Genomic DNA, 21,535 nt, shown 5'->3' with positions numbered 1-21,535 from the left:
GTCAGCCCTTGCTGGCTAAGCCGACGTTGCCCACCCTCAGGCTTCAGCATCGGTCGAGAGCAGCCGCAGCCGAATTGTGCGCGAGAACGAACTCTCAGCTTCTCCCAGCTGAATTTCAATAATTTCGCTGCTCAGCGGGCCGAGACAATCTAGCAGCGATCGCAGATGGGGCGTACTGGCACCGCTATCTACATAGACTCGATCGGCTAGCTTTTTCAGACGCTGCCACGCCGTATAAAGCTTAGCCACTGCCTGCTCTAGCTGAGCCGCCTGGTTTACCAAATCAGCCGTCGCATTCAGACAACCGACCCGCAACGCTTCTTCTAACGCCTGCTCCAGGTTGAGGTCATCGCGATTGAGCGCCTGCACCTGCACTGCTGCCGCCAGATATTTAGACAAATAGCGGGCTTCGGCGGTGACCTGCTTGAGCGTATCGACGTCAGGATTGAGCGCCACTTCAGTCCGTAGCGTATCTTGATGCGATTCGGGCAGTTTTTCCATTTCGCGCACCAGAGGAGCCAGATAGCGCGTCGGAATTGTGTCATTAGCCGCTTTTTCTTTAATTTCCGGGGGCAACAGGTCTGAGGTCATGGCCGTCCATTCGTCAGAAAGCTGTCGGACTTCTCGCCGGGTAATGGCATCACCGCGCCGCGCCGCTTCACTGACTAACTGCTGCACTTCCGGGGCGGCCTGCGCCGTTTCGACAAAAGCCCGCTTGCTAAACTGATTGACGCTTTCGGGTTCGAGCAGCCCCTCCGCTAGCAGCGTATCGGCACTATCGGCTAGCTCAATCAGGCTGTAGGCTTGGCTTTTGCTGATTTCCCGGTCTTTTAGCCAGTTCAAAAATCCAGTGCCGCGTCCTTCGCCGCCGCGTTTTTCGCGATCGCGCACCGTCCTCAAAATTCGACCCCGCCAGATATCGGTTTGCAAATCAAAGCGATCGCAAACCTGCCAGGCTTGCTCAATTTGCTGTAAAAACTCCGGTTCTGAAATGTGTTCATCTGCCGGATCGGGTAGCTGAAAGCTCAAATCTGTGAGCGAATCTTGTCCGTTGGCGGTTAAATCTGAGGTGAACGAACGAGGAGATGACATAAAACACAGTTAGAAGTCAGACGCACTATTATGCCATCGCTCGGCTAAGGGAGGAACGGCGCTTACTCCATCAGCACTTCGGCAAACGAGAAACTAGGCGAAGCCAAGACAAAAACCGTCGGCGGTAAGTTCTGCGTGCGCAGTTGCAGCTTGGCGTAGTAATTGCCAAAGTCTGGCCCCGGTGTCGCCATGCCCAAAAACACCATATCGGCGTGCTGCGACGAAGCCTGCACAATCTCAGCAAACGAGCGGCCATCCATAACCAAGACTTCTGGCACCGCACCAATGCGCAACGTTTGCATTAAGTGAGCTAAGTTAGCGGCTGCCGTTGCCGCGGCGGCGGCATCTTCAACCATCAGCTTGAGGCAAAGGGTAGCCCCACGCCAATCAATATTGGCGCGAAGTAAATCGGCCAGCAGCAGCATCAACCCTCCATTGGCATGTAGACCGCCCCACCAAACATCAATTTTGCGGTGACGATTGGGAGGCATTGCGGGCGCATCTCGAAAAATCAAGACGTTACGCTCGGCCTGGTGCAGTTGGTCAATCAGCCAGCAATAGCGATCGCGGCTACTAAGTTCTTCGTTGTTCCCCAGCAACACCGTATCCGGCACCATTGGCCCCAAGCCGTAGATTTCCACCAGACGCCTCGCCCCTTCAAACGGATCAGGGGCTGTTAGCAGCCGCACTAGCGCTTGAATACCGCGCGCTTGCATATTGTCGCGAATGGTTTCTTCTAGCTTTTCTTGCCGGGGCAAATCGCGCGAACCCGTGGGTAAAATACTGGCCACCGTAAACAAACCGCGATTGTGATTGAGCGCATTGGCTAGCTCTACCAACCCCCAACGACGCGGCAAAGCCCCCGACAACACCAAAAAGTGCGGACGCCAGTTTTTAGCATCCGTCTGGCTCCGCTGGCTGAGCTGAAACAAGCTAGTCCGCAACAGCATCATCCAAACGCCCTGGCGAACATCGCCCCAGGTAACGCTCAATTCGCGCCGCTCTAACCAGAGGTAAAAACCCAGCACAATCAGCCCTGCCACCAGCGTAGCGACGGGGTTGATCAAAAGCATAGCCGCCAGACAGCCAATCGCTCCCAGCAGCGACAGCGACCAGTGCACCCGAAACAAGGGTCGAAACGAAGGGCTATTCAAAAAGCCTTCAATCCCTGCCGAAACGTTTAAAACCAGGTAAGTGGTTAAGAAAAACATGGTCAAAACCGGGGCAATCAGGTTGAGGTCGCCAATACACACCGCCGCAATCACCACCACCAGCGTTACGGCTGTGCCCAAGCGCGGTTCATCTTCAGCACCGCTGCCTTTGCCTAAAAATGACATCCACTGCGGCAAAACCCCGTCTCGCGCCAGGGCTTGCAAAATCCGAGGTGCCCCCAAAATGCTGCCCAACGCACTGGATAAAGTCGAACCCCACACCCCCAAAAAAATAGCTGGCCCCCAAAGCGAGATTTGCTGCATAATCAGCGGATCGCTCACCAGCGTAGAGGCATCCACCCGCGTTGCTAAAATCAGCGGCAATCCCATATAGATGACGTAGCCCGTCCCAACTGCGGCCAATGTCCCCATCGGAATAGCGCGAATGGGATTGCGCAAATCGCCAGACATGTTGACACCCGCCATGATGCCCGTAACCGCCGGAAAGAAAACCGCAAACACCTGCCAAAACGACTCACCGCCGGGGGTACCCCACATTTCAATTCGGGTGGGTTCTAACGGTTGACCCAGCAGCAGAGAAATCAGCGAAAGGGCGATCGCCGCCATAATAAAGTACTGCGCCCGAATAGCAAATTTCGCCGAAACCAGCGCTAGAGCCGCTACCCCAACCGTAGTGATCAGAGCCACATAAAACTGATTGAGCTGGCTAAAAGCGCCAATGACGCTCTCTGCAAAACCAATGGTATAAAGCGCTACCGATAGAGCTTGAGCAAAATAGAGCGGAATGCCCACAGCCCCGCCCGTTTCAATGCCCAAAGAGCGGCTAATCATGTAATAGGCTCCCCCCACCCGGACGACCCGGTCAGTCGCGATCGCCGAAATAGAAAGAGCCGTCAGCAGCGTAATGGCAGTAGAGAGCGTCACAATGAGCAATGAACCTAGCAACCCCACATTGCCCACCACCCAACCAAAGCGCAGATACATAATCACGCCCAAGATGGTCAAAATAGACGGGGTATAGACGCCGCCAAAGGTACCCAAGCCTTCACTATTGGCAGGCACAGTTTCAGGCGGCTTGGCGGGGCGATTGGAGAAAAATTGCATAACCGAGGCGGTAAGAACAACAAAGGGCGGCTTTCTCCCTCAGCTTAACGACCTATTCCAATCTGTGTCTTGCTTGGGTTGACGACCCCAGCAAAACAGCGCTAAGTCAAAACTGACCAAAATCAACGGCTATGGCGGCTGAACAAGCTGCGAAAACAATTCCCCACTAAAAACCTCTGCCCATTGCCAAGAGGCCATATAGCCTGTCTTATCAGCGGCTTTTGCAGCCATCTATTGCGGTAGTCCCCAGCAACCCTTCAATCACTGAAAGCCGCTGACAGCAAAGCTTTCCTTCTACATTCTGCCCTCAGCTTTCTGCCCTTCTCAGCCCTCTACCTTTAGCTAGGGCTTGAATTTTAGTAAAGTTCATACTTCATCAACTGGCAGGGCAACGCCCCATTGAAAACCGCAAAGCGCTGTGACGACTTCAGACCAATGTAGCTAGCCAGTGACTTGTTGCCACTGAGAACATAAGCCGTCCAGCCCTTAAACCGCTGCTTCAAAACATCCCCTAACAGCCGATAAAATGCGCCCAAATCGGCATCATCACCCAGTCTTTCACCATAGGGCGGATTGCACAGCAAGACGCCGCGATCGCTAGGGGCTTCGACAGCTTCCAAGTCAGTGAGCGAAAACGTTACCTGATCGCCCACGCCACAGTTAGTAGCATTGGTACGCGCCTGTTGAATCACTTCAGGATTGCGATCGCTACCGCTAATCGGCGCGGGTAACTGTTCGAGTTGGCAATCATCAGCTTCTTTTAGCAACTGATCTAGCAGGTCAATGTCAAAATCAGGCCAAGTTTCAAAACCAAAGCGATCGCGATAAAGTCCTGGTGCAATCTTCAAAGCAATCAAACTGGCTTCTAAGGGCAAAGTGCCGGAACCACACAAAGGATCAAAAAAAGGCAAATCTGGCTGCCAGTCTGAAAGCTGAATCAGAGCCGCCGCTAAAGTTTCTTTGAGCGGCGCATCTCCCATCGCTGGGCGATAGCCGCGACGGTGCAGGCTCTCTCCCGAACTATCCAGACTCACGGTACAGCGATCGCGATAGATATGCACATTGACCCGCACGTCAGGCGCTTCGGTATCAATGCTAGAGCGCTGACCCACCGTCAACTGCTGCTGATCAACAATGGCATCTTTGACCCGTAGCGCTGTAAAGTGGCTGTGGTTGAGCTGCTGAGTTTTGCCTGTAGCTGTGACAGCCAGGGTATGGTCTGGCGTCAGGTAAAGCGACCAGTCGATTTTTTGCACCCCTCGATATAAGTCGTCAGCATCCTGGCAGGCAAATTCCCCTAGCTGGCACAAAATGCGAAAGGGCAACCTAGCCCAGAGGTTAACCCGGTACAGCAAAGGGCGATCGCCGACAAATTCAACCCCGCAAAAGCCAGGGGTCACTTGTTTAGCACCCAAATTTTCTAGTTCGGTAGCAGCCAGGGCTTCTAGCCCACGAGCCACGGTTGCAAAATACTGCGCCATTCAGTCGAATCTATAACGGTAGCCACCAGGGTTAAGCCCCTAGAATTGTCGCAAGCTGAAGGCCGAAAAGCTTTCATGCTGCCCGCGGCCTTCAGCCTTTTGCCTTTAGCTTTGCTATTGCGCCTTAAAAGTTTGGACAATTCGCTGCATCGCTTCGTTCACATTCTCGCGGCTGTTGAAAGCCGAAATGCGAAAATAGCCTTCACCAGCGGCACCAAAACCCGAACCGGGCGTTCCCACCACGTAGCAGGTATTGAGCAACTTATCGAAAAAGTCCCAGCTCGATAGCCCCTCAGGCGTCTTCACCCAAACGTAAGGGGCATTGACGCCGCCATAGACATCAATGCCTGCTTGGGTTAGCTGCTCTCGCACAATCCGCGCATTTTCAAGGTAAAAATCAATCAGCCCCTGAATTTGCTGCTGACCCGCTGGCGAATAAACCGCTTCTGCGCCGCGCTGGACAATGTAGGAGACGCCATTAAACTTGGTAGACTGCCGCCGATTCCATAGCTTGTGCAGTTCTACCTCAGCGCCATCGCTGGCTTTAGCCATCAGACCTTTGGGGACAACCGTGTAGGCGCAGCGGGTTCCGGTAAAGCCAGCATTTTTAGAAAAAGAGCGAAACTCAATAGCACAGTCACGTGCCCCTTCAATTTCATAGATAGAGTGCGGCAGTTCAGGATCCGTAATATAGGCTTCGTAGGCAGCATCAAAAAAGATAATTGCCCCTTGCTCACGGGCGTAGTCAACCCATTGCTTTAACTCGGTTCGGGTGACGGTTGCGCCAGTGGGGTTGTTGGGAAAACACAAATAAATTAAATCAACCTTTGTCGTCGGTAGCGCTGGTGAGAAGTGATTATCTGCGGTCATGGGCAGATAAACCAGCCCTTCGTACTCGCCGCTGTCGCTGGCCGCTCCGGTATGGCCAGCCATCACGTTGGTATCGACATACACGGGATAGACCGGATCGGTGACGGCGATCTTGTTGTCTTTGCCGAAGATGTCAAGAATGTTGCCTGTATCGCACTTGGCTCCATCGGAGACAAACACTTCTGCAGCCTCAATATCACAGCCTCGTGCCTGAAAGTCTTGGGCGGCAATCTTTTCTCTTAGCCAAAGATAGCCCTGTTCTGGGCCATATCCCTTAAACGTCTCGCGATCGCCCATATCTTTAACCGCCTGAATCATGGCAGTCCGGCAGGCTTCGGGCAGTGGCTCAGTGACATCTCCAATGCCCAGCTTGATGATAGGTGCCGTCGGGTTTGCCTCAGCAAAAACACTGACCCGCCGCGCAATTTCTGGAAAGAGATACCCCGCCTTCAGCTTTAAGTAGTTGTCGTTAACGGTTGCCATACATCCAATTGAGTCATACAAACGCCCTCATTCAGCTTATCAGGTGTACGGAAAGGCGATCGCAGTCAGACAGGCCGGCTGTTGATAATAAGAAAAGCTGTTACTTTGCCATTGAAATGCCCGAAGGCCCGGAAATTCGTAGAGCCGCTGATAAAATTGCCCAAGCGATCGCCCACCAGCCGATGAAAGCGGTCTTTTTTGCCTTTGCTCAGCTCAAACCGTATGAAGCCGATCTAGCCAGATATCAGGTTGAAGCCGTTGAAACCTACGGCAAAGCAATGCTGATTCGCTTTAGCAATCAGCTCAATATTTATAGTCACAATCAGCTTTATGGCAAATGGTTTGTGCGGCCAGCCCACAGCTATCCAGAAACCAATCGGCAGCTACGCTTGGCCTTACATACCGCGAAAAAATCAGCCTTGCTCTATAGCGCTTCTGACATTGAAGTGCTCCACAACAAGGAGATTTCAGCTCACCCCTTTATTCAGCGAATTGGGCTAGATGTGCTGCGACCAGAAGCAACCCCAGCAGCGGTTTTAGCCAGAGTACAAACCCAGCCCTTTTATCGACGCCAGTTTAAATCATTGCTGCTCGATCAGCAGTTTTTAGCGGGCATCGGCAATTACCTGCGCAGCGAAATTTTGTATGTAGCAGGCATTCACCCCACTCAGCGACCGCTAGAATGCACCCCTGAGCAACTGCAAAAATTTGCCACCGCCGCGATCGCCCTGCCTTATCAGTCTTATCGCTATCACGGCATTACCAACGACCTCGACCTAGCTAACCAGCTTAAAGCCGCAGGCTATGCCCGTAAAGATTACCGCCATTGGGTGTTTGGGCGTCAAGGCAAACCTTGCTTTCAGTGCGATCGCCAAATTATCAAAGACTCAGCCGGGGGACGACGCTATTACTACTGTCCTAGCTGCCAGGGGTCGCAAGCCGAGTAATACCGATTCTTCCAAAAGAAAGGTACAGAGGAGAATGACGAAACGGATGCAGCGCAAAGATTGTTCAATTCAAAATCGAAAATCCAAAATCGAGAATTGATATAAACCGCTGCCAAAAAGCTTTTTATGCTAACTTCTGCCTTTAGTTATGCAGTCATTAGCAAGCACCCGTACCCCGCAGCAGCACCAGCACCGTACGAATAATAATTTGCAAATCATAAACAGGCGTCCAGCGAGACTGATACTGCAAGTCGAGGCTGACAATTTCTTCAAAGTCTTTGATTTGAGAACGGCCACTCACCTGCCACTGCCCGGTCAGCCCTGGCTTAACATCCAAACGCCGCCAGTGATAGTCTGAGTAGTTGGCAACTTCGTCGCTGGTGGGGGGGCGAGTCCCTACAATACTCATATCGCCGCTTAAAACGTTCCAAAACTGCGGAAATTCATCCAAACTGGTTTTGCGCAAAAACCGACCGACTCGAGTAATGCGAGGATCAGCTTCATTTTTGAAAATCAAACCTGCGGCTTCGTTTTGAACGATACTTTTGAGCCTGTCGGCATCGGCCACCATCGAACGAAACTTCCAGATCTGAAACGGTTTGCCCTGCAAGCCATAGCGGGTTTGAGAATAAAAAATAGGGCCTGGGCTATCGAGCTTAATCGCGATCGCAATTGGCACAAACGCAATTGCTAAAACAATCAGTCCAACGAGCGCTCCGGCAATATCAATCAGACGCTTAACAGCGCTGAGTGCAGACGGATGTGGCCGCCGATCAAAAACACTAGCTGGAATCGCTACCGTTTCTAGCGCGAGGGCGGTCGTTGGCTGCACTAAGGCTTCTGACAAGTTGTTGGAAGCAGCCATTGCAAAAGCTGGCTTCGATGCTTTCAGGTTAGACGATTGGGTCATGGGCTGTAGCACGGAAGTGCAGCATATACATTTACTTAAGTGGGATTACTTACGAAGTTACAAACTCTATTTAAAGTTGGCCTAGCACCTAGAGGTAGATTCTGAGAATCTTTGCAATGCAATCAACAAATACCGCTATTTGATGAAGTTCTCATGAAGTCAAACAATTTTTCGGAAACTTGCTGCCGAAATGGGGAAAAGCAGTTCTCAAAGGTTATCAGGAATACCATATCAGCCTTAAAACCCTCTAAACTCAGGCTTTTAGACGCTGCTGTCAATAATTAGTTCCACTTTCCAATTGTCAGAATAGATCCGCCTCTAATTTGTCGAAGCGATCAAGACTTGATCAAACAGAGACGGTATTATAATAACCACTGAATTTTGGTGGGAGCCAACTGTTTTGAGTCAGAATGATCAGGTGATTCAAAAGATTGGAGAAACGGTGCTAGCCAGTACAGAAACAATCAATCGCCTGTCTGAACGGGTTGATGCGATCGCCCAGCAAACTCAACAGCAGGGCTATCAAATTTTTGCGCTCACAGATGCGATTCAAACGCTAGTAGAAAATCAAGATCGCTCTTTAGCCCAACTGGGTCAACTCACTGAAACGCTGCAACGGCTGACCTCGGCGCTGGAAAAGCAACAGCCCAAAAACGAGTAAGCTCAGGTTAAATGAGCAGATTTCCCCTGAATTCCTTATGATGTAGTTTGCTGCAGTGACCGACTGGTAGGATCAAAGCCAACCCCGTATGGGTATCCGGGCTGAGCATTTTTGGCCACTTGCGGTTGTATTGGAGAGCGGGAGTCTGCTTACGAATGTCATTGGCTGAAGACCTGACGCATAAGTGGCAAGCACGTCTGCAAAAAGACTACCCAGATCACAATCTGGCAGTTTATGCAGCGGTGACGCGCTGGCTGATTGGCGAAAATCAGGAACGCTTCAACCAATACAGCGATGCTGAGCTAGCCGTTGCCCGTCAGGCAATTGAATATCGCTATCGCATTTTACAGCAGCGCTACTGGGGCGTTAGTCCTGATCGCGCCTATCAACAGTTGCTAAAGCGCCTGGGCAGTCTGTTTTTAATTCGCAGCAAAATTCGCACCTGGATTGCCCTGAGCCGCGATCGCCGCCGTACAGTCATGGATGTTTTGCAAGAAGTCATCCAGGAAATGCTGCAAAGCGATAACCATTTGCGGCGGCAAATAGACTGGATTTCTCACTGTACGCCCAGCTATCGTCTACGCAATACCTTGATGCTAGCCAGTATTGAAGAGTACTGTCTACGCCCTATTCGCAACCAGCCGTTGCTGGTGTACCGCTTTGTCAATTATTTGCGGCGCTCCCAAAAAGGCGGCATGACGCAGGTTCCCACTAGCGACCTGGTGCGGCTGATTTCGGAGGAAATTGCCACTAATGATGACGAAAGTTCGCTCAGCCTGCTCGATGTTCAGGCGTTAGCCAGTTACCAAGAGCAGCAAGACTGGATCGAGCAGCAAACGGTTCGCACCCAGGTTAAAGACCGCTTTTTAATCTACCTGGCAGAACATTTAGACGCTCAAGCCGTGCAGTGGCTAGAGCTGCATCTCCAAGGCTATAGTCAGGAAGCGATCGCCAAGCAGCTAGCCATTCCCATTCAGCAGGTCTATCGCTTAAGAGAAAAGATTAGCTACCACGCCATTCGGGTCTTCACCCTCAAAGAACAGCCGCAACTGGTTCATAGCTGGCTGAAGACTTCTTTAAAGGAACACAACTTAGGCTTAACCCCTGCTCAATGGCAAGATTTTTTGACCACCTGTGATCCCCAACAGCAGCATTTGCTAGAAGCCCTCAAAGCGGGTAAAAGCATTGACGCGATCGCCAAAGAACTCAATTTGCGTTCTAAACAAGTGATCTCAGAGTGGGCTAAGCTTTATCTAACTGCGCAGAACTTGCGTAACGCTGCTGTTTGAGTAGCGATTGCCACCTCTAAATCTAGGGTATCTTTAGATATCTGTTACGAGTTGCCTGATATACAGCCGTAACTCCCTGATGCAGGTGCATAGGCTCGAAAATAGTAACAGGCTCAGTTGATCCACCCGCCGCCATGCCAACCGCTCCTGAAAATCCCGCTGATTCGTCTAGTAAACCGCCTAGCGCTGAGCAATCTCCTGCTGCCCAGCGAGCTGACTTAAGGCAAATGTTCACTCTAGTCGATGGCATTTTGCCGTTTGAGGCTTGTTTATATTACCAGGTTTTGCCGCTTTCAATTGAAGGAAGTTGCCTCAATCTGGGAATGGTTAATCCTGCCGATCGCGCAGCCGCAGACTACGTCCGCCGATTGGTAGCTTATATCAACTGTTCAATTGTATCCTGGCAAATTTCGTCAGAATGGCACCGAGACACCCTTTCAAAATACCTCAGCCACTCAGCCAAGGCGAAACAAAAAGCCGAGCAAGCTTCTCAAGTCCAAGAGCCAGCGGCTCCTCCCGTGCAGGAACAGCGACGCGCCCCCAATCGCCAAGACGACTATCGAGAACAAAATCAACAGCCAACGCTGGTCGTCGATACCCCTGAACAGTTAGAAGCCAGTGCCGCCGCCGCTGCTAGCCAGCCATCAACCGCTACACCTCAATCTACGCCGTCGTCCCAGCCTCGTAAGCAGCCAGAGCCAACGGTGCCCGCCCAGCCAACAGCCCGTCCTGGGGTGCGTCCGCCCTTGCATCTGCAAGTTGAGTCTGAACATCAGCTTGGATCGATTGAATCGCTGCGATCGCTAGCTCCCAAAGAAATGATGCAGGCACTACTTAGCCGAGTGCTAGATGAAGGCATTGGCCGTCTTTACTTTGAAAGATTAGCCGATAGCGGCAGAGTGCTATGGAGCAAAGATGGGGTGCCCCAGTCTATTTTAGATAACTTACAGATTGACAGCTTTCAAGGCGTGATCAATGAATTCAAGCTTTTGACGCACATTTCACTGATTCCCCTGCAAAAAGCTAAACAAGTAGAAATTGAACGGCTTTACAACAACACGCGGGTTTTACTCCGGTTTCGCGTCATGCCAGGAGCGCAGGGAGAAGAAGCCACGCTACAGGTTTTACGCGGTGCTGCCTTAAAGTTTTATCAACAGCAACAAATTGATAAGCTAGGCCGCGATGCCTTAGGCATTGCCCAAACCCTACAGCAGCGGATCTGTGAAATTCGCGATCGGGCGCGGCAAAACCTTGTTGTGGCCACCAATCAAGTGGAAGCGCTGCCAGCCATTATTGAACTGCTGAAACAAATGGAACTAGAGGTGCAAAACATTTTGCGCACTCAAAACAGCGGCGCAAAGCCCCCTGAGCCACCCCAAACAGATGCGTAAGCAAACTCTTCAACTCGCACCAATAACCTGCCAGCTTAAGCACAAAACGGGTTAAATCATTGCAGCAGCAGGCTGAGGCCAGCGATTCATCGCTTTGCCCAAAACGGCTAACTGAGGCATGAGCTGATCAAACTGCTGCGGCGATAAAGACTGGGGGCCATCCGATAGCGCTTTGGCAGGATGAGGATGCACCTCAATCATTAAGGCATCTGTTCCCGCTGCGATCGCAGCCATAGCCATAGCGGGCACATACTCAGCCCGTCCCGTCCCATGACTGGGATCAATCATAATTGGCAAATGAGTCAGACTCCGCAATACCGGAATAGCAGATAAATCTAGCGTGTTGCGTGCATACTGGCGATCGAAGGTGCGAATACCCCGTTCGCACAAAATAACGTTAGGGTTGCCTGCCGCCAAAACATACTCAGCCGCCATCAGCCACTCTTCAATGGTGGCAGACATACCGCGCTTGAGCAAAACGGGCTTATCTTGAGCGCCGACCTTTTTGAGCAATGCAAAATTTTGCATGTTACGAGCGCCCACCTGCAATACATCGGCGATCGCAGCCACTTTTTCAACATCAGCCGTATCCATTACTTCGGTAATGATGCCTAGCCCCGAAGCCTGTCGAGCAGCTGCTAAAAGCTCTAAAGCACTTTCGCCATGACCTTGAAAAGCATAAGGCGAAGTCCTCGGTTTGTAGGCTCCCCCCCGCAGAAAATGAGCCCCTGCAGCTTTGACCCGCTGAGCCGTTTCAATAATCATCGCTTCATTTTCTACTGAACAAGGCCCAGCCACCACCACCAGCGACTGGTGTTCTCCAATAGCGACTGAACCGCCCGGAGTTGTAACCGTAACTGTGCTAGCTTCACCGTGGCGATAATCGCGACTTGCCCGCTTAAAAGGCTTTTCAACGCGTAAGACTTGCTCAATCCAGGGGCTGAGTTCTCGCAGCTGTAGCGGATCCAAATCGGCAGTATCCCCCACCAAGCCAATAACGACCTTGTGTTTACCCACAATTTTTTCAGGATTGAGGCCTTGGCTTTGGAACTCTTGCGTGAGCTGTTCAATTTCGAGATTAGGCGTACCAGGTTTGAGAACGACAATCATTCGGGTGAAGTCCGCTAGTGTAAACGTGAGTACCCGCCAAACCACAGCTTGGCGTTTTGCTGAAAAAACTTTCGGGAACCGCCCCTAAAATAACATTTGTCCTCAGCCAACCCAAAACTAAGGTCAACTGAGGACTCATTCAAGCGGATGCAGGAAACAGTTAGCAATTTTGGGTCGGCGCTAGTTGGCCTTTGAATCAGTCCGGCCTGATCGCCAAGCGGCTGTCATGCGGCCAAAGTTGGTGCCAAATTCGCCCCAGCCCAAACGGGTACCTACGCGCTCCTCATCCCAAGAAGCTGATAAAACGCCGTAACTCAGACCCACGACGCCCAGCCCAAAGCAGCCCAGCGTAGACAGTAAAACCACCACTTTAGGAAACTCAATAATTTGCCGAGTCAGCAAAAAATAGCTGCCGAAGAAGATAGCCACCCCTAGAGCGGTAGGCAAACCCGAAAAGAAAGCCATGCGCCGCAGCATCCGCTGGCTCACCACCTCTGGGATAGCATTGCGCTGAGCCGGGTTAGACTTCTTTTTAGAAGCAGAGCCACTATTTTTGGGGGCTTCGCTGCCTTGATTGACTGGTTTTGCAGCCGTTTTTTCGGCCTTTTTACGATTACTGCTAGGCTCAAACGGTAGACGATCGCGCTTTGACTCTGAAGGCATGAGCTTTAGACAACGGGAAACAACAGTTAATTAACCGACTTAACCTCGGATACCCAGTTTGCCAATGAGTTCACGGTAGTGATCGTTGTTTCGTTTTTGGATATAGCCGAGCAAACGCTTGCGGCGACCAATCATTTGCAGCAAACCTCGCCGCGAGGAATAGTCTTTTTTATTTTGCTTGAGGTGAGCGCTTAGTTTGTTGATGCGCTCGGTCAGCATAGCCACCTGAACGTCTGCCGATCCGGTATCTGTTTCGTGTACTTGATAGTCAGAGATAATTTCTTGTTTACGGGCTTGTAGCAGAGACATAGATTTGACGTAATATTCCGACTTTGAACGCTTTTTGCCAGAGTCAACTATATTATCATAGCGGCTCTGGGATGCAGCACCAGAGATTTGGCGGATCTAGCCGTTGGCTGGCTGCCACTACCCCCCCAGGGTAAGACTCATTAGCTGGCAATACATCCCTTTAGGGAGAGGATAAGAGTATGAATATTTGTAACTGTGGAGGAGTTGTTAACGGAAAATTTCTTATGCAAATTTTTAAGCAAGTTTGCCAACCCTTGAGTCGTTGGTTGATGGCAGCCGTTTTAGGCGTGCTGGTTTGGTTTCAAGCAGCGCCTGCTCAAGCGGCTAGCAGTGATGGGTTTGTCGATCCTAATGGTAAGGATGTAACGGCGATCGCCAAATGTCTGCCTCAACAACTCACCGAAGGCGATTTACAGCGAGCTTTGGGCGAATTCGGCAACGACTATTTAGAGCGAGTTTTCGACTTAAAAGACAACTACAGCGAATACGAAATTAGTCAGGCAGAAGAAGAATTTCAATCTTGCTTAGAGCGTCAAGGCATTACGCCTGTTGTTAAGCAAAACTCGTAGGCAAACAGAGCCGAGGTTTCACCAACAACGCTTTCTGTTTGTGGGGGTGTGAGAGAGCTGTCGCCACAAGTGTTGAAACACTTTAATGGCTAAAAGCCTTCTATTAAAGGCTTTTCTTCTGTTCTCTGCCCCCAATCTTTTACCTTTGGCTATAGGGATAGCTGCTTCTCTCCGGTTGGTTGAGAAGCAGTTTTTTATGGCCGTTCAGGCATGACCAATTGGCCTGCTTGCCAGAGCTGATGGCATTCGGCAGGTGACGGCTCTGGCGATCGCGGCGAACCCAGCATCGTTTCTCCCGCTAGGGTGGTATAAACTAGCGTGATTTCGCTTTCAAAATCGCAGAGTTTTGTCAGTTCTTGAACCGAGTCGATTGACTCAGCCGGGAAATGACGGCTCAGCGCTTTTTTGGCTACGTACTCGATTTGCACTGTTTGCGAATCAGTATTGACGGCTAGCAGCAAACCTGGCCCCAGCGTTTGATAACCTTCCCAAGCGATCGCCCCTAACCACTGCTGGTAAGTCGCAAAAAAGCGTTCCATTTCCTCAGCCGTGCTGCTAAGCGATTGCGCAGACGGAGACAGCGATCGCGAAAATAGCTTACTTAAAAAAGATTTAGGTGGGGCAGTGGGTAAATCTGGCGACGGTAGAGCCGCCACTTCTAGCTGCGTTTTCTTTCGGGGTTGGCGAAACAACGGCTTGTTCGCTGCGGTAGCCGCCGCTTCCCCCTGTCGTTCTTGGCGTCGTTGTTTGCGAAGTTTGGCGTTGCGTCCCATAGGTTTAAGTGAGTTTGGCCAGGGTGTTAAGGTTGTTGGCTAATCGGCCAGAAGCGCCATTTATGCTAAAGCTAGCGTTGAAACCAAGCCGCTAGCGCCAGTGCTAAGGCATCGGCAGCGTCATCAGGGCGCGGGATACTGGCTAAATTTAATTCTCTGGCAACGGCGGCTTGTACAGCTTGTTTATCGGCATTGCCGTAGCCAGTAAGCGCTTGCTTCACCTGGGCGGGGGTGAATTCAATAAAAGGAATCTTTTGCTGAGCCAGCACCAACATAATTACCCCCCGTGCCTGAGCAACCAAAATGGTATTGCCCATGCGATAAAAGAATAGCTTTTCAATGGAGATGAGGTCTGGCTGCCATTGCTGAATCAAACTATGGAGATCGTCATAAATTGTGCAAAGGCGATCGCCCACAGCAGTTTTAGCCGGGGTTTCAATCACGCCAAAGTCAAGGATGGCAACGCTAGATTCGTCTAGTTGCCCCCTATTTTGACAGTCTAAGACGCCAAAACCCAGGATTGCCAGCCCTGGGTCTAAGCCAAGAATTCGTTGCGTCATTGCTATGGCGATGACTACCGCACCCCGGCTGGCTGGCGACCATTAGCTGCCGTTTCGGCATCTGGTTCCGGTAAACCAAAGACCTGGCGAAAGACTTTTTCGACTTTGTTGCCAGAATCAATTGACTCTAGCGGGTCTTTGCGCAAACGATGCCGCAGACACAGGGCAATCACCCGACCAATATCGTCTACCGTTACCTCAGTGCGACCTTCATAAGCAGCCAGCGCTTTGGCGGCGCGGTTAGTGACAATATCGCCCCGTAGACCGTCTACATCTAGCTCAGAGCAAACCTGCGAGATTTTGACCCGATAGTCATGGTCAATATTGACCGTCTTCAACCGTTCCTGCGCCTCAACCAACCGCTGCTGTAGTTCAGTTTGAGGAGTCTGGTGCTGTACCAGATAAGCACTGGGATCGCGATCGAATTCAGAGCGCTCTTCAACAATTTTGACCCGCAGTTCTGGGTCTTTGACGGTGCGAATTTCGGCGTGCATGCCAAAGCGATCGAGCAGTTGCGGTCGGAGTTCACCCTCTTCAGGGTTACCTGACCCCACCAAAACAAACTGAGCCGGGTGCCGAATCGAGATCCCTTCTCGCTCTACGGTATTCCAGCCAGAAGCCGCTGAATCGAGCAGCACATCAACTAGGTGGTCGTCTAGCAGGTTGACCTCATCGACATACAACAAGCCCCGATTGGCCTTTGCCAGCAAACCCGGTTCAAACGCTTTTACTCCCTCAGCCAGCGCTTTTTCAATATCAATGGTGCCGCAGACGCGGTCTTCTGTTGCCCCTAAGGGTAAGTCCACCATGGGTACTTTCTTCTTCACGGTAGCAATGGCTTGTCCAGTGCGTTCGCTCAGTAGGGCGGGGTCGTCTGCGGCGCGATTGAACGGATCATCTGCAACCACTTCAATTTCAGGCAGTAAGTCTGCTAAAGCACGAATGGTGGTAGATTTGCCCGTACCGCGATCGCCCATAATCATCACCCCACCAATTTTGGGATCGATCACATTGAGCAACAAAGCCAGCTTCATATCTTCCTGGCCGATAACAGCGGTAAAGGGAAAAACAGCGCGACGGGGAGCTGACATAGACTTGCAAAACTGGCAACAGCAATGAACAAAAATCTTGACTCTCGCATTAAAATGCGTGAACAGATTTAACAGATTTAACCGAAAATTTATGACTGTTCCTCATTGTGCCATAGGAGGGAGTCAGGCAATCAAGTCAGCGTCAGTATTCTTGACGTGACGCGGCTACAGGTTCGACTGTGGCCTATGCCCGCCAGCGTAGCTGTTGAGACTTGACCGGGGTGACGAATTCACGCTTTTCAGCCTGCGATCGCGCATATTCATTTTTAAGCTGATAGTACCAGCGGGCAGGGGTATCCGAATCTTTAATCAGCCGCAATACCGGATCTTGTTTCAAGCCAATTTGCTGCTTGGCAACCACATCTCGATCTTGCCCCAAAAAGGCTTTGATCAAAGGAATCGTCAACGGCTTGATGAGCCACCCCCAGGGAATATCCCAATACAGCTCAAAGGTGACATCCGTTTCGGTAGCTGAAATGGGCGTAACCGTGGTTAAATTCACCACCCGATGTTTGCGAGTGGTGGTTTCTTCGGTGCGCAGACCGGGTAAATAAAAAATAATTTCAGTTTCTGGAATGCCGCCTATCAGCCCGTATAGCCGTCCGGCATGATCAATGCGATGTCGCCGCATGGTAAAGCCGTAAGGAGACGGATCAAACCATTTAACCTCGTCATGTAGTTCGCTTGTGCGCCACCACCACGCCTGATGCACATAGGGAGAATGCGCCGGATCCATCAGGCCGACAACCGCATGGTCAATAAAGCAGGGAAACCGCATGGTATAGGTGACATTGGGCTGGGCTTGCGGCTCGAAACCGGGAATTTTAGGAATCTCAAACCGGGGTGGCTCAGCCTTAGCGGGGTCAGATTCGGGCATGTAAATCCAAATATTGCCCTGCGTCTCTTGAACTGAATAAGCCTGCACATTAAAGCGATTAAGATCTAGCTGCTGATCCGGCATGAGGGACGGAATTTCAGTGCAGTGTCCGGCTGAGTCAAATTTCCAACCGTGGTAGCAACACTGGACAGCGTTGCCGTCAAACCAGCCACAGCTTAGCGGAATGGCTCGGTGAGGGCAGATATCCTGTAACGCAAATGCCTTACCCTCTGCGGTTCTACCAAACAAAACAGGTTCGCCTAAAAGCGTCTTCGCCAGCAGTTTGCCTGCTTTGAGGGCACGGCTGGGCATGGCGTGATACCAAAGATTACGCAAAAAGAACGGAGGAGTCGCCGACACGGGTTGTTTCTCGTCAATATTTGCCAGATTTGCAGCTTAGCAGACGTAGCTCCAATGCTAGCCCCACTCAAAAATGGCAGCGCCCCAGGTAAGGCCAGCACCAAAGCCAGAAGAAGCAATAATGTCACCGGGCTGAATTCGCTGGTCGCGCACTGCTTCATCTAGGGCGATTGGAATAGAAGCGGCGGAGGTATTGCCATGACGAGCCATGTTGCTGATCACGCGATCGCTTGGTACGCTCAAACGCTGAGCTACAGCATCCAGAATTCGCTGGTTGGCTTGGTGCAGCAGCAGCCAGCCAATATCACTAGTTGATAAGCCAGCATGAAACAGCGCTTTTTCAATGACTTCAGGTACTTTGCTAACGGCAAAGCGGTACACTTCCCGGCCATTCATGCTGATAGGGGCAAAATGTCCCGTTTGCACAGAAATATCGCCCATCAGCGGGTTAGATTCGGAGTGGTAAGCCAGATTGAGACAGTGATTGAGCGAACCATCACTGCAAAGCTCAAAACCCAGTAAGCGATCGCGCTCATTAGCCTGCACCACCACAGCGCCAGCCCCATCCCCAAAAAGCACACAGGTACGGCGATCGCCCCAATCTGTCCAGCGCGACAGCAAATCTGCCCCGATCACCACCACATGCCTGTAAACACCCGTACGAACATACTGAGCGGCTGTCACCAAAGCAAAAACAAAGCCCGAACAAGCTGCCGTCAAATCAAAGGCAACCGCTCGACTAGCTCCCATCTCAGCCTGTACCTGGCTAGCGCTGCCAAACAAATCGTCTGGCGTTGAGGTCGCCAAAATGATCAAATCAATGTCCATCGGCGTCAGATTAGCCATACCGATGGCATTAAGAGCGGCTTCCGTCGCTAAGCTACTCAGCGAGTTTTGAGAACTCGCAATATGCCGCTGCCGAATACCGGTTCGAGTCGCAATCCACTCATCCGAAGTTTCAACAATTTTACTCAGATCCTCGTTGCTGAGAGCAGTCGTTAGCTTAGCTGAACCACTGCCGATGATTGAAACACCGTTCTTGAATTGTTGCTGCATCTATTCTCCGTCTGTTGCAGGGGCAGCGACCTTCTGGTACTGCGCTCTAATTCGCTCTAGCACCCGATTATCCACGGCTTCCTTCGCCAAACGGACAGCATTAAAAATAGAGGGTGCCTGAGAACTACCGTGACTAATTACTACAATACCAGCCACACCTAGCAGCAAACCGCCGCCGTGTTCAGCATGGTCAACACGCTGCTTAATACGTCGTAAATTGTTCTTCAGCACCAGGGTACCGAGCTTACCACGCACGCCTTGGGGCAACTCTTCGCGCAAAATTTGCAGAATAGATTCCCCCACCGCCTCCGCAAACTTCAGCAGCACATTGCCAACAAAGCCATCACATACCACCACATCAAAATCACCTGAGAGAATATCTCTGCCTTCGGCGTTGCCCACAAAAGGAACGGCGGGATTGTCGCTCAGGGCTTGGTGAACTCGCAAAGCCAGATCGTTGCCTTTGCTAGGTTCTTCGCCAATATTGAGCAGCCCAACCCTGGGTTCTTGAACCCCCAAAACATACTGCGAATAAACCGTACCCATTACAGCAAACTGCTCTAGAAACTTGGGACGGCAATCTACGTTGGCTCCAACGTCTAGAATCAGCACTGACTTGTCAGCCATCACCGTAGGAAAAACCGCCCCGATCGCAGGCCGATCAATCCCCTTAATGCGACCTAAGCGCAGCAAAGAGCTAGCCATAGCGGCTCCGGAATGCCCTGCTGAAACCACAGCATCCGCCCGCCCCTGCTTGACTAACTCCATCGCCACGTTAATGGAAGCCTGCGGCTTACGGCGTAGGGCACTCAACGGCTCCTCGTGCATTTCAATCGTGCCTTCAGCGGGAACGATTTCGACCTGAGACAAATTCTCAGGGTGTGGCGTAGAAGCTCGAATCGCCTCTGGATCGCCAACTAAAAGAATTTCCACGCCAAGCTCGGCTGCAGCTCGAATAGCTCCAGAAACAACTTCGGCGGGCGCATAATCCCCACCCATCGCGTCAATTGCGATTCGTGCCTGAGTCAACCCCATTGATTGAATCTGTAGAAACTTTAAGAAATTCTATCAGACTACTCTTCCCCTGGTTCGACAATTCGCTGGAAGAGATAACCCGTACCTCTAGCAGTCAGAATCAGTTCTGGGTTGCTAGGATCATCTTCTAGCTTGGCTCGTAGCCGCGAAATGTGAACATCAACGACGCGAGTATCAACATGACGCTCTGGCGTATAGCCCCAGACCTCTTGGAGGATTTCGGAACGGGAAAAAGGTTCACCAGAGCGGCTTACCAACAGTTCTAAGAGGCTAAACTCCATACCTGTCAAGCGAATACGCTCGTCACCTTTGTAAACCTGACGTTTATTAGTATCAATTCGGATATTGTTGACCTGAATCACCCCTGAACTAGGTATGCCAGAGGTATTGTTTTTCTCAACTCGTCTTAAAACAGAGCGGATACGCGCTTCTAACTCTTTAGGCGAAAACGGTTTAACCACATAGTCATCTGCTCCTAGCTCTAATCCAGTAATGCGATCGGCAACATCCCCTAGCGCTGTCAGCATAATGATAGGAATGTCGGATTCTTTACGCAGTTCCTGGCAGACGCCATAGCCATCTAGCTTGGGCATCATCACGTCTAAGACAACCAAATCAGGGACGGCGTTGCGAAAAGTTTCTAAAGCTTCTTCGCCATCGGCAGCCGTGACGACGTCATAGCCAATCATGGAGAGGCGAGTTTCAAGGATTCGGCGGATGCTGGCCTCGTCATCGACAACTAGTATTTTTTCTTTTGCGTTTTCCAATTCTTTCTGGCTCCTACCGAACGTTCTATACCTAAATCAACAGGTAAGTTTCTGTTAATAAACTTTAGTACAGTGATATTAAGATAATAAATCATTCTATTCGTTCTTGATCTATTTGCAACTCTGAGCCTTAGGTGTTTTCAAGCTTTTTTAAGATTCTTCAACGACTCAACTGGATCCGAAAAAAAACTTCTAGATAGGTCAAATCTTGTCGTTAAAAAAGTTGAGATTATCTTTAGGAATCCTTTCGTTTCTGTAAATTAATGTTGCTATTTTTTGTTGGCTTCAGAAGTGGGTCTAAATTATTAGCTTTTTTTTAGTCTAGTTTTATAGGGTATGCCAAAATCTCGCACAGTTTACGTCTGCAACGAATGCGGTGCTGAATCCTCTCAGTTTTTTGGTCGTTGTCCGGTTTGTAGTAGCTGGAATACTCTAGTTGAGCAGGTGGCGACCGAAGCTGCGGCAACAAGTCCAGTAGCGACGGCTCGAACGCGTTCGAGCCGTCGTCAGGGTACCTCAACCCCCCAGCCGCGCCTTGCCCAAACGCTAGAGCAAGTTCAAGATCATCCTCAAGCCCGTTTAAGCTCTGGCTATCGAGAACTCGATCGGGTGCTAGGCGGCGGCATTGTTCCGGGTTCTCTGACGCTGGTGGGCGGCGATCCAGGCATTGGCAAATCTACTTTGCTGTTACAGGTTGCTAATCAGCTAGCCCGTAGCTTTCCGGTGCTATATGTTTGCGCTGAAGAGTCGGGGCAACAGGTAAAGCTGCGATCGCAGCGGTTGGGAATTGGTAGTGGAGGGGACGCGGGGACGCGGGGACGCGGGGACGCGGGGAGTGAAGAGAAAAGAGACGGGGGCGATGAAGTAGGGGAGGGAGATAGGGAAGAGGCAAGTTTAAGGCTTGAAGATCAAAGCTTGCCCCCCATTAAGCCAACAGCTACCCCATCCCCCCATCCCCCCATCCC

Annotated in this window: 21 protein-coding genes; 6 read left to right on the top strand and 15 right to left on the bottom strand. The window is 51.1% G+C overall.

Annotated elements, in window-relative coordinates:
* Positions 1 to 36: 36 nt before the first annotated feature.
* The 4 genes from ACTS3T_RS15875 to ACTS3T_RS15860 all read right to left on the bottom strand — a co-directional run bounded on the left by ACTS3T_RS15875 (position 37) and on the right by ACTS3T_RS15860 (position 6,202).
* Positions 37 to 1,092, bottom strand: a complete 1,056-nt coding sequence (locus tag ACTS3T_RS15875; protein WP_377966420.1) for a hypothetical protein — start codon at positions 1,090 to 1,092, stop codon at positions 37 to 39.
* A 62-nt stretch (positions 1,093 to 1,154) separates the two neighbouring features.
* Positions 1,155 to 3,368: an APC family permease gene (locus ACTS3T_RS15870; RefSeq protein ID WP_377966418.1), complete on the bottom strand. Its 2,214-nt coding sequence runs from the start codon at positions 3,366 to 3,368 to the stop codon at positions 1,155 to 1,157.
* Positions 3,369 to 3,724: 356 nt separating this feature from the next.
* Positions 3,725 to 4,849, bottom strand: a complete 1,125-nt coding sequence (locus tag ACTS3T_RS15865; RefSeq protein WP_377966416.1) for a THUMP domain-containing class I SAM-dependent RNA methyltransferase — start codon at positions 4,847 to 4,849, stop codon at positions 3,725 to 3,727.
* Positions 4,850 to 4,963: 114 nt separating this feature from the next.
* Positions 4,964 to 6,202, bottom strand: coding sequence for an LL-diaminopimelate aminotransferase (locus ACTS3T_RS15860; RefSeq protein WP_377966414.1), 1,239 nt, complete (start codon positions 6,200 to 6,202; stop codon positions 4,964 to 4,966).
* A 116-nt stretch (positions 6,203 to 6,318) separates the two neighbouring features.
* Between ACTS3T_RS15860 and nei the strand changes: the two genes are divergently transcribed.
* Positions 6,319 to 7,149: an endonuclease VIII gene (gene nei, locus ACTS3T_RS15855; protein WP_377966412.1), complete on the top strand. Its 831-nt coding sequence runs from the start codon at positions 6,319 to 6,321 to the stop codon at positions 7,147 to 7,149.
* A gap of 157 nt (positions 7,150 to 7,306) precedes the next feature.
* Here nei and ACTS3T_RS15850 read toward each other — a convergent pair whose 3' ends face one another.
* The gene (locus tag ACTS3T_RS15850) at positions 7,307 to 8,014 is read right to left on the bottom strand and encodes a sugar transferase (RefSeq protein ID WP_462935256.1); all 708 of its coding nucleotides are present in this window, start codon (positions 8,012 to 8,014) and stop codon (positions 7,307 to 7,309) included.
* Between the two features lie 445 nt (positions 8,015 to 8,459).
* Between ACTS3T_RS15850 and ACTS3T_RS15845 the strand changes: the two genes are divergently transcribed.
* The 3 genes from ACTS3T_RS15845 to ACTS3T_RS15835 all read left to right on the top strand — a co-directional run bounded on the left by ACTS3T_RS15845 (position 8,460) and on the right by ACTS3T_RS15835 (position 11,400).
* Positions 8,460 to 8,720 carry a hypothetical protein gene (locus tag ACTS3T_RS15845; RefSeq protein WP_377966408.1) on the top strand — a complete coding sequence of 87 codons (261 nt, stop codon included), beginning with the start codon at positions 8,460 to 8,462 and terminating at the stop codon, positions 8,718 to 8,720.
* A 155-nt stretch (positions 8,721 to 8,875) separates the two neighbouring features.
* Positions 8,876 to 10,009 carry a HetZ-related protein 2 gene (locus ACTS3T_RS15840; RefSeq protein ID WP_377966406.1) on the top strand — a complete coding sequence of 378 codons (1,134 nt, stop codon included), beginning with the start codon at positions 8,876 to 8,878 and terminating at the stop codon, positions 10,007 to 10,009.
* Between the two features lie 134 nt (positions 10,010 to 10,143).
* Positions 10,144 to 11,400, top strand: a complete 1,257-nt coding sequence (locus tag ACTS3T_RS15835; RefSeq protein ID WP_377966404.1) for a GspE/PulE/PilB domain-containing protein — start codon at positions 10,144 to 10,146, stop codon at positions 11,398 to 11,400.
* Positions 11,401 to 11,451: 51 nt separating this feature from the next.
* Here ACTS3T_RS15835 and aroF read toward each other — a convergent pair whose 3' ends face one another.
* The 3 genes from aroF to rpsO all read right to left on the bottom strand — a co-directional run bounded on the left by aroF (position 11,452) and on the right by rpsO (position 13,482).
* Positions 11,452 to 12,510 carry a 3-deoxy-7-phosphoheptulonate synthase gene (gene aroF, locus ACTS3T_RS15830; protein WP_377966402.1) on the bottom strand — a complete coding sequence of 353 codons (1,059 nt, stop codon included), beginning with the start codon at positions 12,508 to 12,510 and terminating at the stop codon, positions 11,452 to 11,454.
* Positions 12,511 to 12,690: 180 nt separating this feature from the next.
* The gene (locus ACTS3T_RS15825; protein WP_377966400.1) at positions 12,691 to 13,173 is read right to left on the bottom strand and encodes a PAM68 family protein; all 483 of its coding nucleotides are present in this window, start codon (positions 13,171 to 13,173) and stop codon (positions 12,691 to 12,693) included.
* Between the two features lie 39 nt (positions 13,174 to 13,212).
* Complete coding sequence (gene rpsO, locus ACTS3T_RS15820; protein ID WP_377966398.1) at positions 13,213 to 13,482, bottom strand: 30S ribosomal protein S15; 270 nt, start codon at positions 13,480 to 13,482, stop codon at positions 13,213 to 13,215.
* Between the two features lie 224 nt (positions 13,483 to 13,706).
* Between rpsO and ACTS3T_RS15815 the strand changes: the two genes are divergently transcribed.
* Complete coding sequence (locus ACTS3T_RS15815) at positions 13,707 to 14,051, top strand: hypothetical protein (RefSeq protein ID WP_377966396.1); 345 nt, start codon at positions 13,707 to 13,709, stop codon at positions 14,049 to 14,051.
* 194 nt (positions 14,052 to 14,245) lie between these two features.
* On the opposite strand, the gene ACTS3T_RS15810 is transcribed toward ACTS3T_RS15815, so the two are convergent.
* From ACTS3T_RS15810 to rpaB, 7 genes are all read right to left on the bottom strand, one after another.
* Positions 14,246 to 14,824 carry a hypothetical protein gene (locus ACTS3T_RS15810; protein WP_377966394.1) on the bottom strand — a complete coding sequence of 193 codons (579 nt, stop codon included), beginning with the start codon at positions 14,822 to 14,824 and terminating at the stop codon, positions 14,246 to 14,248.
* A gap of 71 nt (positions 14,825 to 14,895) precedes the next feature.
* A complete protein-coding gene (gene ruvC, locus ACTS3T_RS15805; protein ID WP_377966392.1) occupies positions 14,896 to 15,384 on the bottom strand; it encodes a crossover junction endodeoxyribonuclease RuvC in 489 nt (162 codons plus the stop codon).
* Positions 15,385 to 15,398: 14 nt separating this feature from the next.
* Positions 15,399 to 16,475: a magnesium chelatase ATPase subunit I gene (gene bchI, locus ACTS3T_RS15800; protein WP_377966390.1), complete on the bottom strand. Its 1,077-nt coding sequence runs from the start codon at positions 16,473 to 16,475 to the stop codon at positions 15,399 to 15,401.
* A gap of 184 nt (positions 16,476 to 16,659) precedes the next feature.
* Positions 16,660 to 17,712, bottom strand: a complete 1,053-nt coding sequence (locus ACTS3T_RS15795; protein ID WP_377966388.1) for a Rieske 2Fe-2S domain-containing protein — start codon at positions 17,710 to 17,712, stop codon at positions 16,660 to 16,662.
* A 57-nt stretch (positions 17,713 to 17,769) separates the two neighbouring features.
* Positions 17,770 to 18,768 carry a beta-ketoacyl-ACP synthase III gene (locus tag ACTS3T_RS15790; RefSeq protein ID WP_377966386.1) on the bottom strand — a complete coding sequence of 333 codons (999 nt, stop codon included), beginning with the start codon at positions 18,766 to 18,768 and terminating at the stop codon, positions 17,770 to 17,772.
* Positions 18,769 to 19,803 carry a phosphate acyltransferase PlsX gene (plsX, locus tag ACTS3T_RS15785; protein WP_377966384.1) on the bottom strand — a complete coding sequence of 345 codons (1,035 nt, stop codon included), beginning with the start codon at positions 19,801 to 19,803 and terminating at the stop codon, positions 18,769 to 18,771.
* Positions 19,804 to 19,841: 38 nt separating this feature from the next.
* Complete coding sequence (gene rpaB, locus ACTS3T_RS15780; protein WP_377966382.1) at positions 19,842 to 20,570, bottom strand: response regulator transcription factor RpaB; 729 nt, start codon at positions 20,568 to 20,570, stop codon at positions 19,842 to 19,844.
* 336 nt (positions 20,571 to 20,906) lie between these two features.
* On the opposite strand from rpaB, the gene ACTS3T_RS15775 reads away from it, so the two are divergent.
* Positions 20,907 to 21,535 (top strand): ATPase domain-containing protein (locus tag ACTS3T_RS15775; RefSeq protein WP_462935255.1); only part of this gene is annotated, 629 nt, incomplete at its 3' end.

This window comes from Almyronema sp., assembly GCF_052168255.1.
Classification (GTDB): domain Bacteria; phylum Cyanobacteriota; class Cyanobacteriia; order Phormidesmidales; family Phormidesmidaceae; genus Sphaerothrix; species Sphaerothrix epifaneia.
Note: the sequence above shows the minus strand (reverse complement) of the source record. Positions and strands in the feature narration are given on the sequence as shown.